The organism is Variovorax sp. EL159, assembly GCF_900100965.1.
Lineage (GTDB): Bacteria > Pseudomonadota > Gammaproteobacteria > Burkholderiales > Burkholderiaceae_C > Variovorax.
Map to the genome: position 1 here is coordinate 631,362 of NZ_FMUJ01000001.1, position 15,972 is coordinate 647,333.

The following is a 15,972-nucleotide window of genomic DNA, read 5'->3' on the forward strand; positions in this document are numbered from 1 at the left end:
CTTGATAAGGCCAGGGTAAAGGCGGATTTGGGATGGATTGAGGAGGCGGGCTCAGTTCTTCAGCAAGCCGGTGGCGCGCAGGGCGCCTTCGACCGCCGGACGGCTCGCTTCGCCGAGTTCGGTGAGCGGCAACCGCAGGGCGCCGCCGCACAGGCCGAGCCGGGCCATGGCCCACTTGAGCGGGATCGGGTTGGGCTCGACGAACAGGTTGCGGTGCAGAGGCATCAGTTCGAACTGGATCTGCATGGCGCGCTTGACGTCGCCCGCGAGCGCCGCGACGCACAGCTCGTGCATCTTGCGCGGCGCGATGTTGGCCGTGACGCTGATGTTGCCCTGGCCGCCGCAGAGCATGAGCGCGACCGCGGTCGGGTCGTCGCCGGAATACACGGCAAAGTGCTTGGGCAGGTCGCGAATGAGCCACTGGGCGCGTTCGATGTTGCCGGTGGCTTCCTTGATGCCGATGATGCCGGGCACCTGCGCCAGGCGCAGCACGGTGTCGTGCGCCATATCGGCAACGGTGCGGCCGGGCACGTTGTAAAGCACGATGGGCAGGTCGCCCACGGCTTCGGCGATGGCCTTGAAGTGCTGGTACTGGCCCTCTTGCGTGGGCTTGTTGTAGTACGGCACGACCTGCAATTGCGAATTGGCGCCCACGCCCTTGGCGAACTTGGCCAGCTCGATGGCTTCCTTGGTCGAGTTTGCGCCGCAGCCGGCCATCACGGGAACGCGGCCCTTGGCCTGCTCGACCGAGACGCGGATGATTTCGCAGTGCTCTTCGACATCGACCGTCGGCGATTCGCCGGTGGTGCCGACCACGCCGAGGCAGTCGGTGCCTTCGTCAATGTGCCAATCGATGAGCCGCCGCAGGGCGGGGTAGTCGACACTGCCGTCGTCGTGCATCGGCGTGACGAGAGCGACGATGCTGCCTGTCAGTTGCTCCAAGGGGGAATCTCTTTGTCGGTGGACGAAAGCGCCGATTCTACTTACTCCGGCGCCCCCCGAGACAGCCACCCCGGGGGCCTCAGTTTCCCTTAAGGCGGTGGCGGGGCGGCTCGCCAGCGGCAGACGTGCCCGGCCGGATCGCGGCAATACGCTGCACGAAGCGCGGCGGTTCGGCCATGAAGCCGTCTTCGTAGGCCACCACGCGCAGGCCGGCGCAGGCTGCCAGCAGCTCGCCGGGCTGCAGCAGGAAGTCGGCGCGCGAGGGTTTCCCCACGGTTTCGTTGCCGGCGGCGAAGGTTTCGTACAGCAGGACCCCGCCAGGGGCCACGGCGGCCACGATGTCGGCCAGCCGGGGGCGCCAGAGGTAGTTGGTGACGATCACCGCGCCAAAGGCCTGGCCCGGAAAGGGCCAGGGGCCGGACTCGATGTCGGCCATGACCGCATGGCCGAAGGCGCTGGCCGCCTCGATGGCTTCGGGCGACCGGTCGACGCCGGTGGCCGCATGCCCGCGCCGCGCGAACCACTGCATGTGCCGTCCCGCGCCGCAGGCCACGTCGAGCACGGTGGCTTCAGGGGCGAGCAGGTGCGACCAGCGGACGATCCAGTCGGAAGGGGCATTCGAGCCGTGCATCGGCGCTGCATCTTTCATGGCGGGGCGGAACACAGGAGCGGTATTCAGAAGCACGACCAGATCTGGTCGACCAGCGTCACGAGAAAGTCCGGGTGCACGTAAAGCGCGAACACGCCGCCCAGCACCGCCAGCGCGGCCACGAGCCAGCCTGCGTGGACGATGTGCTGGCGCATTTGAGGTGTCATGGCTGCCGCCGTACGCAATCAGACCGCCGCGCCGACCGGCCCCGGCGTCCGCGCGATCGCGCTTTCCTTCACCGGTAGGTTGATGAGCGCCGCGAACACGCCCAGCGCGATCGAGATGTACCAGACGATGCTGTAGCTGCCCGTCGTGTCATACAGATAGCCGCCGAGCCACACGCCCAGGAACGAGCCGACCTGGTGACTCAGGAACACGAAGCCGCTGAGCATCGACAGGTGCGCCACGCCGAAGATGCCCGCCACGATCGCATTGGTCGCGGGCACCGTCGACAGCCACAGGAAGCCCATGGCCGCCGAGAAGACGTAGACGCTCAGCGGCGAGATCGGCACCAGCAGGAACAGCGCGATCGACACCGCCCGCGCCAGGTAGATGGCCGCAAGGATCTTGCGCTTGGCCAGCTTCTGCCCCAGCAGCCCGACCGTGTAGGTGCCGAACACATTGAACAGCCCGATCAGCGCCAGCGCATAGCCGGCCACGTCAGCCGACAGGCTCTTGTCGCGCAGATAGGTCGGCATGTGGATGCCGATGAACGCGAGCTGAAAGCCGCAGACGAAGTAGCCCGCCATCAGCAGCCCGAAGCTCGGGTAGCGGAAGGCTTCGCCCACCGCCTGCAGCACCGATTGCTCGCGGTGCCCGGCCAGGGCCGCGGTCTTCGGTTCGCGCAGGCCGAAGGCCAGCGGAACGATCACCAGCACCAGCACCGCCACCACGGCCAGTGCCGTCTGCCAGCCCAGGTGGCCGATCAGCCGGCCTTCAACGGGCGCCATCAGGAACTGGCCGAACGAGCCGGCGGCCGCCGCCACGCCCATGGCCCACGAGCGCCGCTCAGCCGGGATCTGCCGCCCGATCACGCCGTAGATCACCGCGTAGGTCGAGCCCGCCTGCGCCGCGCCGATCAGCACGCCCGCGCTCAGCGTGAACAGCAGCGGCGTCGGCGAATGCGCCATGCCGAACAGCCCCAGCGCATACAGCAACGAGCCGCCGATCAGCACGCGGAAGGCGCCGAAGCGGTCGGCCAGCATGCCGGCGAACACGCCGAAGATGCCCCACGACAGGTTCTGGATCGCCAGCGCGAACGAGAAGGTCTGGCGGCTCCAGTCCTGGGCCTGCGTGATCGGCTGCAGCCACAGGCCGAAACCGTGGCGGATGCCCATCGAGAGCGTGACGATCATGGCGCCGCAGATCAGGACCTGCTTGATCGAAAGAGTGGGGGCTGGGGCTTGCATGGCGTTGAATGTAGCGATTTGCCTGCTTGGGCAGGCAAGCCGATGGCCAAAGCCATTGATGATTTATCGGCGTGTTTTCAATGCGCTACGGTCATCAAAGCCCCCGGCTTCAGCGCGCTGTCACGCCCGCGACAGCGCGCACGCCCGGAAAACCGTGCACGCAGGCCCGCCAGGCCAGCATCAGCGCCGGAGCCAGCAGCACCACCAGCGACCATGGCAAGACGCCCGCGCCGCGGCTTTGCAGCAGCACGCCGCCGATCAGCCCGCCACCCGCGATGGCGAGGTTCCACGCCGTGACCACCATCGACTGCGCCACGTCGGCCGCGTCGCCGGCGGCTTGCGCCGAGGCGGTCTGGAACAGCGTGGCCGCACCGCCGAACGCGACACCCCAGACTGCAACGCCCAGGTAGACCGCCGCTGGCGAGCCCGTGGCCGCGCCCAGCAGCAGCGCGGACAACCCGAAGGCCGCCGTGCTGGCCAGCACCAGTTCGCGCAGCCAGCGGTCGATCAGCACCCCCGTGACCCAGATGCCGATCAGCGACGCCGCGCCGAAGACCAGCAACACCAGGTCGACCCGCCCGCCCAGCCCCGCGTGCGCCAGGAAGGGGGCGATGTACGTATAGAGGATGTTGTGGGCCAGCACGAAGGCCAGCATCACCGCCAGCACCGGGCGCACACCCGGCAGCAGGAACACGCGGCGCACGCTCTGTTGCCGCCCCGCCTCCTGGCCCGGAAAGTCGGGCACCCGCCAGCGAACCCAGCCGAGCAGCAGGACCGACAGCGTCGACATGATCAGGAACGCCGGGCGCCAGCCCACGCCCGCGCCCAGCAGCGTGCCCGCCGGAATGCCCAGCGACAGCGCCAGCGGCGCGCCCAGCATCGCCACCGCGATGGCCCGGCCCTGCATCGACGGCGGCACCATCCGGGCCGCATGCCCGGCCAACAGCGCCCAGAGCAGCCCCGCGAACACGCCGGCGAAGAAGCGCGCGACCAGCGTCAGTGGATAGTGGGTCGACAACGCCGTGACCGTGTTGACGATGGCAAAGCCGCCGATCGCCAGCATCAGCAGCGGGCGCCGCCGCCAGCCGCGCGTGAAGGCCACCAGTGGAATGGCCGCCACCAGCGAGCCGATGGCATACACCGTCACGAGCTGGCCGACCAGCGCGGGCGTGACGGCAAGGCTCTCGCCGATCTGCGGCAGCAGGCCCGCCGGCATCGCTTCGGTCAGGACCGTGATGAAGCCGGCTGCTGCCAGCGCGAGCAGGCCCGAAAGCGGCAGCCGTGCGCGCTCGGCCTGTGGTGATGTGCGCTCATGCATAGACGGCATCCCGCAGGTCGGCCACGAAGCGGCCCGACATGCCTTCGTACAGCGTGTTGGTGAAGGCCACCACGCTGAGCGCGCGGGTCCGGTCGACGAACCACGAGTGCCCGTACGCGCCGCCCCATCGCCAGGTGCCCTCGGACTCCGGCGATTGCGCCGCCCGCGGGTCGTGCAGCACCGAGAAACCCAGGCCGAAGCCGTAGCCGGGCGCATCGTCCGGCCCCCACGCGCCCGTGTGGTTGCGGCCCATGTCGTCCACCAGCCCCGCAGGCAACAGCGGTGCGCCGCCGCCGCGCAGGCTTTCGAGCAGCTGCATGAAGTCGCCCGCGCTGCCGACCATGCCCGCGCCGCCTGAGGGAAACGCCGTCGCATCGAAGGCCCGCGCCGGATCGAAGCGGATGCCCACGGTGTCCTCGAAGGCGGGCGCCACGGTCAGGCCTTCCATGCGACGGGGCGCAGTGCCCTGGCCGTTCACGTAGGGCGTGGCCAGGCGGCCGTCGTCGCGGGACGCGAAGAAATCGGTGTCGTGCATCTGCAGCGGCCCGGTCACGAGCGTGCGCACCGCTTCGGCCAGGGGCGCGCCGCAAACCGCCTCGACCACGCCGCCCAGCACGTCGGTGGCCAGCGAATAAAGCCAGCCCGTGCCGGGCGCGAACTGCAGCGGCACCTGCGCGATGCGCCGGAGGTTCTCGGCCAGCGTGAGGCCGCTGTTGTCCATGCCGTCGGAGACACCGGCCCGCGCATAGGGGCCGTCTTCCGACGCCTCGAAGAAGCGATAGCCCAGTCCGGACGTATGGGTGAGCAATTGCCGCAGCGTGATCGTGGCCTCGCCGCCGCCAAGGCTGTCGGGCAGGCGAGGGCGGAAGTCCGGCAGCCAGCGCGTGACCGGGTCGTCCAGCGTGAGCCGGCCCTGGCCCGCGAGCACCATCACGGCGGTCGACACGATGGGCTTGGAGACCGAGGCCAGCCGGAACAGCGCGTCTTCGCGCATCGGCTGGCCGGCCTCGCGGTCCGACAGCCCGGCGGCCCGCCGGTGCACGATGCGGCCGCCATGGGCGACCAGCACCACGGCGCCGACCAGCCGCTGCTCGGCCAATGCGTGGTCGATCGCCGCGTCGATGCGCGCCGGTTGCGGGCCGCGCCAGGCTGTCGCCGGCGCGGAAGAAGGGGGTGAGATTTCATGGAGAAGTGACATGCCTCCCACGATAGGAAGAAGCTGACTGCGGAAAAAGGGGGATACAGTTCCGCTCAATACGGACACTGAAGTCCGCAATGGAGCCTTCCCATGGACAGCCTCAGTGGCTTCACCGTCTTCGTCCAGGTAGCCGAAACCCGCAGCTTCGTCACCGCTGGCCGCACGCTCGGCGTGTCCGCGTCGGCCGTGGGCAAGCGCGTGGCGCGGCTCGAAGAGCGGCTGGGCGTGCGCCTGTTCCACCGCAGCACGCGCAGCATCACGCTCACCGCCGAGGGCGCGCTGTTTCTTGCGCGCAGCCGCCGTGTGCTGGCCGAGATCGAGGCGGCCGAGCAGGAGCTGTCGCACTCCGCCGAAGCCCCGCGTGGCAAGCTGCGGGTGAGCCTTCCGCTGGTCAGCTCGCTGGTGCTGCCGGTGCTGGCCGACTTCATGCGCGACCACCCGGCCATCGAACTCGACCTGGATTTCAGCGACCGCCTCGTCGACGTCATCGAAGAAGGCTTCGACGCCGTGGTGCGCACCGGCGAGCCCGCCGATTCGCGGCTCTCGGCGCGCCGGCTGGGCGCGTTCTCGCAATTGCTCGTGGCCTCGCCCGACTACCTCGCGCGCCACGGCACCCCGACCACGCTGGCCGATCTGGCAAGCCACGCCTGCCTGCATTACCGCTACCCGGCCACCGGCAAGGTCGAGGTCTGGCCGCTCGAGCCGGCGCCTGACGGCACCGAGGCCAAGCCGCCGGTTTCCATGATCTGCAACAACATGGAAACCCGCCTGTGCTTCGCGCTGCGCGGCCGCGGCATCGCCTGCCTGCCCGATTTCAGCGTGCGCGAGGCGCTGGCCGCGGGCCGGCTGCGCAGCGTGCTGGCCGACCACGTGCGGCCGCATACGATCGGCCTGAGCGTGCTGTGGCCCTCGGGGCGCTACCCCTCGCCCAAGCTGCGGGCCTTGATCGACTACCTGGGCGCCCGCATGTTCAAGCCGCAAGACGGGGAAAGTTCCTGAATTTCGCCGCGCCGTCCTAGCGATGCCTGTATGGGTATCCAGTTATTTCAAGACCACTGACTACAATCCGCCCCCATGGCGACTCCCCCCAAGACTCCCCCCAATTCATCGTCCGCATCGTCCGGTTATTCGGAAGGCTCCATCCGCGTGCTCAAGGGCCTCGAGCCCGTCAAGCAGCGCCCGGGCATGTACACCCGGACCGACAACCCCCTGCACATCATTCAGGAAGTGCTCGACAACGCCGCCGACGAGGCGCTCGCGGGCCATGGCAAGAAGATCAAGGTCACGCTGCACGCCGATGGCTCGGTCAGCATCGAAGACGACGGCCGCGGCATTCCGTTCGGCCTGCATCCCGAAGAAAAGGCGCCCGTGATCGAGCTGGTCTACACCCGCCTGCACGCGGGCGGCAAGTTCGACAAGGGCTCGGGCGGCGCCTACAGCTTCTCGGGCGGCCTGCACGGCGTGGGCGTGTCGGTGACCAATGCGCTGTCGAGGCGGCTCGAAGTCACCTCGCACCGCGAAGGCTCGGCGGCCAAGCTGGCCTTCAGCGCGGGCGACGTGATCGAGGCGCTCGAGATCCGCAAGCTCGAGGCCGGCGAGCGCAAGCAGGGCACCACCGTGCGCGCCTGGCCCGACGCCAAGTACTTCGAGACGGCCGCGCTCCCCATGGGCGAACTCACCCACCTGCTGCGCAGCAAGGCCGTGCTGATGCCCGGCGTGAGCGTCACGCTGACCGTCGAGAAGACCAAGGAAACCCAGCAGTGGCTCTACAAGGGCGGCCTGAGCGACTACCTCATGCAGACGCTCAACGGCGACCCCGTCATTCCGCTGTTCGAGGGCAGCGGCCATGCCGACAAGAACGCCGACAACTTCGCCGAAGGCGAGGGCGCCGACTGGTGCGTGGCCTTCACCGAAGACGGCCAGCCGGTGCGCGAGAGCTACGTCAACCTGATTCCCACCAGCGCCGGCGGCACGCACGAAAGCGGCCTGCGCGACGGCCTCTTTACCGCGGTGAAGGGCTTCATCGAACTGCACTCGTTGCTGCCCAAGGGCGTGAAGCTCCTGCCTGAAGACGTGTTCGCGCGCGCCTCGTACGTGCTCAGCGCCAAGGTGCTCGATCCGCAGTTCCAGGGCCAGATCAAGGAACGCCTGAACTCGCGCGACGCGGTGCGGCTGGTGTCGAGCTTCGTGCGCCCCGCGCTCGAGCTGTGGCTCAACCAGCACGTCGACTACGGCAAGAAGCTCGCCGAACTGGCCATCAAGGCCGCGCAGACCCGCCAGCGCGCCGGCCAGAAGGTCGAGAAGCGCAAAGGCTCGGGCGTGGCCGTGCTGCCCGGCAAGCTCACCGATTGCGAGAGCAAGGACATCAGCCACAACGAAGTCTTCCTGGTCGAGGGCGACTCCGCCGGCGGCAGCGCCAAGATGGGCCGCGACAAGGAAAGCCAGGCCATCCTGCCGCTGCGCGGCAAGGTGCTCAACACCTGGGAAGTCGAGCGCGACCGGCTCTTCGCCAACACCGAAATCCACGACATCTCGGTGGCCGTGGGCGTCGATCCGCACGGCCCGAATGATTCGCCCGACATGAGCGGCCTGCGCTACGGCAAGGTCTGCATCCTCTCCGATGCCGACGTGGACGGCTCGCACATCCAGGTGCTGCTGCTCACGCTGTTCTTCCGCCATTTCCCGAAGCTCATCGAAGCCGGCCACGTGTATGTCGCGAAGCCGCCATTGTTCCGCGTCGATGCGCCCGCGCGTGGCAAGAAGCCGGCCTCCAAGGTCTATGCGCTGGACGAGGGCGAACTGACCGCCACGCTCGACAAATTGCGCAAGGACGGCGTACGCGAAGGCGCCTGGAGCATCAGCCGCTTCAAGGGCCTGGGCGAAATGAGCGCGGAACAATTGTGGGAAACCACGCTCAATCCCGATACCCGGCGCCTGATGCAGGTGCAATTGGGACGCTTCGACTTCACATCGACCCAGGGCGAGATCACCAAGCTCATGGGCAAGGGCGAAGCGGCCGCCCGGCGCGAACTCATGGAACTGCGCGCCGACGACGTCGATATCGACGTCTGATTCCGACTCGAATATTTCCTTTTCAGCAAGCAAGGCATGAACAGGCACCAGATCATTTGCGGTTCGCTGGCGGGGGCTTGCGTTGCAAGCGCGAGCGCCATGAAACGCTGGTCCCGTCCGTTCATGCTGGGCGCCGCCCTCGTGCTGTCGCTGCAGGGCGCGCACGCCGCCGACATCTACGGCTACATCGACAGCAAGGGCGTGGCGCATTTCGCATCCGAAAAGATCGACGAGCGCTACCAGGTCTTCTTTCGCGGCGGCCAGAGCTTCGACACCGCGCAAGGCATTTCGCCGCTGGGCCGTGGCGCGGGCAAGATCGACGGCAAGGTGTCGCCGGCGTCGCAGACCTTGCTGGCCCTGTTCGAGGCCTCACCCAGCTACAAGACCGCCAAGGCCGCGCTGCGCGATGCGTCGAACAAGCACGACATCGACTACGAACTGCTGCAGGCGCTGATCGCGACCGAGTCGGGCTTCGACGCGCAAGCCGTCTCGCCCAAGGGCGCGATGGGCCTCATGCAACTCATGCCCGCTACTGCGCAGCGCTACGGCGTGTCGGCCGACAAGCGCACGACCATCGAGAAGAAGCTGTTCGATCCGCGCATCAACATCGCTGCGGGCTCGCGTTACCTGCGCGACCTGATCGCGATGTTCCCGGGTCAGATCGAACTGGCACTGGCCGCCTACAACGCGGGCGAGGGCGCCGTGCAGCGCGCGGGCAACAAGATCCCGAACTACAAGGAAACGCAGAACTACGTGCAGACCGTGCTGCAGCTCTACGCGTACCTCAAGCCCGGCGTGACGGGGCGCGGCGGCAGCAGCGGCGGCAAGTCGCCGGGGCGCATCCGCATGGAAATGGGCGGCGCGGTCGGCCGCGGCAACATGCCGCCCGAGCAGCCCGCGCGCATGCCTGCGATGCCTGCCTTGCCCGATCCGGCCGTGGTGCCGAGCTCTCCTTACATGCCCGAGGTGCCGGTTTCGTCGGCGACGGAATCGGCCTCGGTGGCCATGAACGAATAAACAAACAAGCAACAAAAATTTTCCGGAAACGACAGACGATGGATTCCCAACCTCCGCTCGACCTTGCGGGCCCCACCGACGGCGACACCACGCTCACACTGGCCGATTACGCGCAGACCGCCTATCTCGAATACGCCCTCAGCGTGGTCAAGGGCCGCGCATTGCCCGATGTGTCCGACGGCCAGAAGCCGGTGCAGCGGCGCATCCTGTACTCGATGTCGCGCATGGGCCTGGGCTTCGGCGGCACCAACGGCACCGTGGGCGCCAAGCCCGTCAAGAGCGCGCGCGTGGTCGGCGACGTGCTCGGCCGCTTCCACCCGCACAGCGACCAGGCCGCCTACGACGCGCTGGTGCGCATGGCGCAAGACTTTTCGCAGCGCTATCCGCTGGTCGACGGCCAGGGCAACTTCGGCAGCCGCGACGGCGACGGCGCCGCGGCCATGCGCTACACCGAAGCGCGCCTGGCGCGCATCACCAGCCTTTTGCTCGACGAGATCGACGAAGGCACGGTCGACTTCATTCCCAACTACGACGGCAGCACCGAAGAGCCGCGCCTCCTGCCCGCGCGGCTGCCGTTCACGCTGCTCAATGGCGCAAGCGGCATCGCGGTCGGCCTGGCCACCGAAATTCCGAGCCACAACCTGCGCGAGATCGCCGACGCCTGCGTCGCGCTGATCAAGTCGAACGGCAAGCTCAGCGAAGAAGAACTCTTCGCCATCGTGCCCGGCCCCGACTATCCGGGCGGTGCGCAGATCATCAGCAGCGCGAGCGACATCGCCGACGCCTACCGCACCGGCCGCGGCTCGCTCAAGGTGCGCGCGCGCTGGAAGATCGAAGAACTCGCGCGCGGCCAGTGGCAGCTCGTGGTCAACGAGCTGCCGCCCGGCGTCAGCACGCAGAAGGTGCTCGAAGAGATCGAGGAAATCACCAACCCCAAGGTCAAGGCGGGCAAGAAGGCCCTGAGCGCCGACCAGACGCAGCTGAAGGCGGCCATGCTGTCGGTGCTCGACGTGGTGCGCGACGAGTCCAGCAAGGACGCGGCTGTGCGCCTGGTGTTCGAGCCCAAGACCTCGCGCATCAGCCAGGAAGAGTTCGTCACGACGCTGCTCGCGCAGACCTCGCTCGAGACCTCGTCGCCGATCAACCTCACGATGGTCGGCATCGACGGCAAGCCCACGCAGAAGTCGCTGCGCCAGATGCTCAACGAGTGGATCGCCTTCCGCGAGATCACCGTCGAGAAGCGCTCGCGCCATCGGCTCAACAAGGTGCTGGAGCGCATCCACATCCTCGAAGGGCGGCAGCTGGTGCTGCTCAACATCGACGAGGTCATCGCGATCATACGCACGGCGGAAGACCCGAAGGCGGCGCTCATCGCGCGCTTCAACCTCAGCGACGTACAGGCGGAAGACATTCTTGAAATCCGGCTGCGCCAGCTGGCACGGCTCGAAGCCATCAAGATCCAGCAGCAGCTCGACGAGCTGCGCACGGAGCAGAAGAAGCTCGAAGACATCCTCGGCAGCCCCGCGGCCCTGCGCCGCCTGCTGGTCAAAGAGATCGAGGCCGATGCCAAGACTTTCGAAGACGCACGCCGCACGCTCATCCAGGCCGAGAAGCGCGCCGTGGCCGAAGTGAAGGTGGTCGACGAACCCGTCACCGTGATCGTGTCGCAGAAGGGCTGGGTCCGCGCGCAGAAGGGCTGGGCCAGCGAGAAGGCCGCGGCGGCCAATGGCGCGAACGGAGAAAAGGGCTCGGCGACGCCCGAGTACAGCTTCAAGTCGGGCGACGCGCTGTACGGTGCCTTCGAGTGCCGCAGCGTCGACACGCTGCTGGTGTTCGGCTCTTCCAAGGACAAGACCGTGCGCGTCTACACCGTGCCCGTGGCCTCGCTGCCCGGCGCGCGTGGCGACGGCCAGCCCGTCACCACGCTGATCGAGCTCGACGCCAGCACGCACGTTACGCATTTCTTCGCGGGCCCGGTGGGCGCGAGTGTGCTGCTGGCCAACACCGGTGGCTACGGCTTCATCGCGACGGTCGAGAACATGATGTCGCGCCAGCGCGGCGGCAAGGCCTTCATCGACGTGGGCGAGGGCGAGCAGCTCTGCAGGCCTTCGCTGGTGGGCGGCGCGAGCGGCGCGGAGCCGATGCCGGCAGCCACGCACGTGGCTTGCGCATCCACCGGTGGCCGCATCCTGACCTTCGACATCGCCGAGCTCAAGAGCCTGCCCAAGGGCGGCCGCGGCTTGACGCTGATCGACCTGGACGACAAGGACACGCTCGCAGGTGCGGCGGCCTACACGCGCAGCGTGAAGATCGAAGGCATCGGCCGGGGCGCCAAGGAGCGCGAAGAGACGCTGGAAATCCGCACGCTCAACAACGCACGCGGCACCCGCGCGCGCAAGGGCAAGGCGGCCGACCTGGGCTTCAAGCCGACCAGCATCGTCCGGGTGTTGTGATGGGCGGCATCGACATCAGCGTCATCGGTCTTTTCATTGCCGTGGTCACGGGCCTCGGCAGCTTCGTGCTGGGTCGCCGCATGCGCGAGAAGCGCGCGGCAAAAAAGCGCGAGAAGGACCGCATCGCCTCGCAGGCCGGTGAAACCCGGCAGGTGCGCCGGGCGCGCGAGCGCAAGGAGCGCGGCGGCTGAGTCACGACCCGGCGTGCCGGGTTGCTCGGTAGGGCATTCGCGCAGTAGCGCGTTCGCCGCGTGCTACTTCAGCCCGACCCACCACCGCGTGTTGGTGCGCGCCGCGCCCACCGTCACCACTTCGCCGATCACCGGCGTCGCCAGTTCGATCTTCCTGGCTTCGGTCAGCGCCGCGATGCGGTCCAGCGGGTCGTGCCAGGTGTGGAAGGCCAGGTCGAAGGTGCTGTTGTGCACCGAGAAGAACACCTTGCCGCGCAGATCTTCGAAGGCCTGCACGCACTGCTCGGGCGTCATGTGCACGGCGGGCCACATGGCGTCGTAGGCGCCGTTTTCCATCAGCGCGATGTCGAAGCCGCCGAAGCGCTCGCCGATCTGCTTGAAGCCCGGGAAGTAGCCCGAGTCGCCGCTGTAGAAGATGCGCTGGTCGCCGCTTTGCAGCACCCACGAGGCCCACAGCGTGCGGTCGCGGTCGCCCAGCGTGCGGCCCGAGAAGTGTTGGGCGGGCGTGGCCGTGAGCTTCACACCGTCGTGCTCGGCCTCTTGCCACCAGTCGAGTTCGGTCACGCGCTCGGCCGGCACGCCCATCACCAGCAGGCGCGAGCGCACGCCCAGCGGCACGAAGTAGTGCCGCGCGCTCTTGGCAAGGTGCTGGATGGTCGCCAGGTCGAGGTGGTCGTAGTGGTCGTGCGAAAGCACCACGCCCTCGATGGGCGGCAGTTGCTCCAGCGCGATCGGCGGCTTGTGAAAGCGCTTGGGCCCGGCCCATTGCACCAGCGACACGCGCTCGCTGAACACCGGGTCGATCAGCCAGTACTTGCCGCGCAGCTTGAGCAGGTGCGACGAGTGGCCCAGGCGCACCACGTGGTTGGCCTTGGTGTCGAGCGCGTCGAGCGCAGCCCGGTCGATCGGCTGCACGGGAATCGCATCGACCGGCACGCTGTCGATCTTGCTGCCGACGATGAAGCGCGACCAGATGCGCCATGCGCTGGCCTGGGCGGGCAGGTCGGGGTTGGCCATGTTGTGGAAGCCACCGTCCTTGAACTGCGGCGAGGTGTCGTAGCGCGCCTCGCCGCCGGCGGCGCTGCAGCCCGCGACGAACGCGCAGCCGGCCGCGGCGAGCGCGGTGCCGCGACGCAGCAGTTGGGGCAGGTAGGCGCCCTGCGAGCCCGAATCGTCAGCCATGAGAAGACCCTCTGCAATCGTATGTATGGGATGGCTGGAGACTAGCCACGACGGACGTTTCAATGGTTTCAGCCGTAGAAACATTCTGGGAGCAGGGGCATACGGCGGCATTTTTTCGGGGCGCGTGCACAGGACATCGGGTACTCCCCTCCGCGAATGTCCCCCGGGGCTTCGCCCCTCCTCCTTTATTTCGCTGCGGGGAGCACCCGATGCCCTGTGCACAAGGGGCGCTGCCGTTGTGCTGGCCGGGTCCTATGCCATGCGCTGTATGGCGGCTGTCTTTCCGGGCCGGCACACTGGCGGGCTTCCATTGGCTCGAGGAGGCAAGGCATGAGCGGCAATCGCTATCCCATCATCTACGTGCGCGGCTACGCCATGACCGAGGCCGAGCGCGACGACACCGCAGCCGATCCGTTCTGCGGCTTCAATGCCGGCTCCACCGTCTACCGGGCCACCGTCAAGAAGGATGCGGCAGCGCAGAAGTTCGTCTTCGAATCGCCGGTGGTGCGCCTGCTGGCCGACTTCCAGTACCAGAGCGTCTACCAGAACGGGCTGGACATCCTCGATGACGACTGGAAGCCTTCGCCCGACGAGAACGGCAACGACGTGGACGGCATTCCCTCCGCCTCGGTCGTCATCTACCGCTACTACGACAGCGGCTCCGAACTGCTGGGCGATGGCCAGGCCCGGGACGTGAAGGTCTACGCGCAGGGCCTGAGCCAGTTGATCCTGCGCGTGCGCGACCTCGTGGCGCAGCGCGAGGGGCCGGGCTATGCGCTCGCCGATTTCCGCTGCTACCTCGTCGCGCATTCGATGGGTGGCCTGGTGGTGCGCGCCTTCCTGCAGAACCCCGCGCTGGGCGATGCGGATGCGCGCGCCTGCGTCGACAAGGTGTTCACCTATGCCACGCCGCACAACGGCATCGAGATGGGCGGCATCAACGTGCCGGCCTGGCTCACGGTGAACGAGATGAACACCTTCAACCGCGACAAGATGTCCGAGTACCTGGCCACGCCGGCGGTCAACGGCCGCATGGACTACCTGCCGACATCGGCCTTTCCGGCCGAACGCTTCTTCTGCATGGTGGGCTCCAACCGGGGCGACTACGAAACCGCCAAGGGCCTGTCGCGCATGTTCGCGGGCCACGGCAGCGACGGGCTGGTGCGCATCGAGAACGCCTCGCTCTGGTCCATCGACGATGCGGGCAACACGGGCCCGGTGGCCACTGCCTACGCCTTCCGTTCGCACTCGGGCTACTTCGGCATCGTCAATTCCGAAGAGGCCTACCAGAACCTCGTGCGCTTTTTGTTCGGCGACGTGCGGGTCGACCTGTGGTTCGACGTCGATGGCGTCACGTTGCCGCCCGACCTGCCCGCGGGCGCCGACGTCGATGCGCTCTACCAGGTCGAGCTGCTCGCCGCGCCGCGCGGCAAGCGCTGGTACCTGAGCCGGCGCGTGGCCGAAGAAGACTCGCCCGCCTGCCGCACGCACAAGGAGCTGACCGACCCGGCCACGCCCGATCGCCGCTCGATCTACCTGTCGACCGTGTTCCTCGCCAACAAGGCCCGCGTGAACCAGGACCGCCCGACGCTCGCCTACGCCATGACGCTGGGCGTGCGCGTGCCCGACTACCAGGTCAACAACAAGTTCTGGCTCGACGGCCACTACGAAGGCAGCTCGCTGTTTCGCGACACGCTGGTCATCGAGCTGACGCCGCCCACGGTGGACGATCCGGCGCAGAACTGGAACGTCAAGTACGGCTGGCAGACCGACACGGCGGGGCAGGCCTCGCTGCCGATGAGCCCGAAGCAATTGACCGGCGGTAAGCTGCAGTTCATCGTGCCGTTGTCCAGCCTCGGCGCCGCGCCAGCGGCACCGGGCATCAGCGGCAAGGTGCGGCTGGAAGTCAGCGCCTGGGAGTGAGCCGGCGCGCGGCCGGTGCATGACGGGCGGCATACTCTGGCCCGTCCAGAGCCCTTCTTCTTTCCAACGCCATGAAAACTGCCATCCTTGTCATCGACGTGCAGCGCGGCCTGTGCGACGACGCACCGCGTCCCTACGAAGCCGAAGAAGTCATCGAGCGCATCAACGCGCTCACCGAACGCGCCCGCGCGGCCGGTGTGCCCGTGGCCTTCATCCAGCATGAGAACGCCGTCGACCTGGAGTTCGATTCCGAGCGATGGCAGCTTGCAGGTGCGCTGCATGTCGACACGCGCGACACGAAGATCCGCAAGACCACGCCCGATTCCTTCCTGCGCACGCCGCTCGAAGCGTGGCTGTCGGGGCAGGGCGTGCGGCGCGTGGTCATCTGCGGCTACTCGTCGGAATTCTGCGTGGACACCACCACGCGACGCGCCGCAGCACTGGCCTATGACGAGGTGGTGCTCGCGGCCGATGCGCACACCTCGCACGACAAGCCGCACGCCACGGGCGCGCAGATCAGGGCGCACCACAACGCCACGCTGTCGGACATCTCCAGCTTCGGTGTGCCGATCCGCGCGATCGCGAGCGCCGACATCGCGCTGGGCGGTTGATCGAAGG

The 15,972-nt window shown here is 67.9% G+C and carries 14 protein-coding genes; 7 read left to right on the top strand and 7 right to left on the bottom strand.

All coding sequences use genetic code 11. The features are described 5' to 3' along the window. Window positions 1-51: 51 nt before the first annotated feature. From dapA to BLQ28_RS03070, 6 genes are all read right to left on the bottom strand, one after another. Window positions 52-978 (bottom strand): 4-hydroxy-tetrahydrodipicolinate synthase, encoded by a 927-nt coding sequence (gene dapA, locus BLQ28_RS03050; RefSeq protein WP_371126573.1) that lies wholly within the window; start codon window positions 976-978, stop codon window positions 52-54. A 43-nt stretch (window positions 979-1,021) separates the two neighbouring features. Beyond that, window positions 1,022-1,591: a class I SAM-dependent methyltransferase gene (locus BLQ28_RS03055; RefSeq protein WP_093237073.1), complete on the bottom strand. Its 570-nt coding sequence runs from the start codon at window positions 1,589-1,591 to the stop codon at window positions 1,022-1,024. A 26-nt stretch (window positions 1,592-1,617) separates the two neighbouring features. Beyond that, on the bottom strand, window positions 1,618-1,758 hold the full coding sequence (locus BLQ28_RS32885) for a hypothetical protein (protein ID WP_176800997.1): 141 nt from the start codon (window positions 1,756-1,758) through the stop codon (window positions 1,618-1,620). Window positions 1,759-1,776: 18 nt separating this feature from the next. Continuing rightward, window positions 1,777-3,000, bottom strand: a complete 1,224-nt coding sequence (locus BLQ28_RS03060) for an MFS transporter (protein WP_093237074.1) — start codon at window positions 2,998-3,000, stop codon at window positions 1,777-1,779. Between the two features lie 109 nt (window positions 3,001-3,109). Further along, window positions 3,110-4,318 carry an MFS transporter gene (locus BLQ28_RS03065; RefSeq protein ID WP_371126555.1) on the bottom strand — a complete coding sequence of 403 codons (1,209 nt, stop codon included), beginning with the start codon at window positions 4,316-4,318 and terminating at the stop codon, window positions 3,110-3,112. After that, window positions 4,311-5,516 carry a serine hydrolase domain-containing protein gene (locus BLQ28_RS03070; protein WP_093237076.1) on the bottom strand — a complete coding sequence of 402 codons (1,206 nt, stop codon included), beginning with the start codon at window positions 5,514-5,516 and terminating at the stop codon, window positions 4,311-4,313. The genes BLQ28_RS03065 and BLQ28_RS03070 overlap by 8 nt, the downstream gene beginning before the upstream one ends. A gap of 90 nt (window positions 5,517-5,606) precedes the next feature. On the opposite strand from BLQ28_RS03070, the gene BLQ28_RS03075 reads away from it, so the two are divergent. From BLQ28_RS03075 to BLQ28_RS03095, 5 genes are all read left to right on the top strand, one after another. Next, entirely contained in the window at window positions 5,607-6,515 is a 909-nt protein-coding gene (locus tag BLQ28_RS03075; RefSeq protein WP_093237077.1) for a LysR family transcriptional regulator, read from the top strand. Between the two features lie 75 nt (window positions 6,516-6,590). Then, a complete protein-coding gene (locus BLQ28_RS03080) occupies window positions 6,591-8,588 on the top strand; it encodes a DNA topoisomerase IV subunit B (protein ID WP_093237078.1) in 1,998 nt (665 codons plus the stop codon). A 99-nt stretch (window positions 8,589-8,687) separates the two neighbouring features. Further along, the gene (locus BLQ28_RS03085) at window positions 8,688-9,605 is read left to right on the top strand and encodes a lytic transglycosylase domain-containing protein (protein ID WP_093237679.1); all 918 of its coding nucleotides are present in this window, start codon (window positions 8,688-8,690) and stop codon (window positions 9,603-9,605) included. A gap of 38 nt (window positions 9,606-9,643) precedes the next feature. Continuing rightward, window positions 9,644-12,058, top strand: a complete 2,415-nt coding sequence (parC, locus tag BLQ28_RS03090) for a DNA topoisomerase IV subunit A (protein WP_093237079.1) — start codon at window positions 9,644-9,646, stop codon at window positions 12,056-12,058. After that, window positions 12,058-12,249, top strand: coding sequence for a hypothetical protein (locus BLQ28_RS03095; RefSeq protein WP_093237080.1), 192 nt, complete (start codon window positions 12,058-12,060; stop codon window positions 12,247-12,249). Before parC ends, BLQ28_RS03095 begins: the two co-directional genes overlap by 1 nt. Before the next feature lie 63 nt (window positions 12,250-12,312). On the opposite strand, the gene BLQ28_RS03100 is transcribed toward BLQ28_RS03095, so the two are convergent. Then, window positions 12,313-13,431 (bottom strand): MBL fold metallo-hydrolase, encoded by a 1,119-nt coding sequence (locus BLQ28_RS03100; protein ID WP_093237081.1) that lies wholly within the window; start codon window positions 13,429-13,431, stop codon window positions 12,313-12,315. Window positions 13,432-13,761: 330 nt separating this feature from the next. Between BLQ28_RS03100 and BLQ28_RS03105 the strand changes: the two genes are divergently transcribed. Next, window positions 13,762-15,354: an esterase/lipase family protein gene (locus BLQ28_RS03105; RefSeq protein ID WP_093237082.1), complete on the top strand. Its 1,593-nt coding sequence runs from the start codon at window positions 13,762-13,764 to the stop codon at window positions 15,352-15,354. A gap of 71 nt (window positions 15,355-15,425) precedes the next feature. Further along, on the top strand, window positions 15,426-15,965 hold the full coding sequence (locus BLQ28_RS03110) for a cysteine hydrolase family protein (RefSeq protein ID WP_093237083.1): 540 nt from the start codon (window positions 15,426-15,428) through the stop codon (window positions 15,963-15,965). Window positions 15,966-15,972 lie beyond the last annotated feature (7 nt).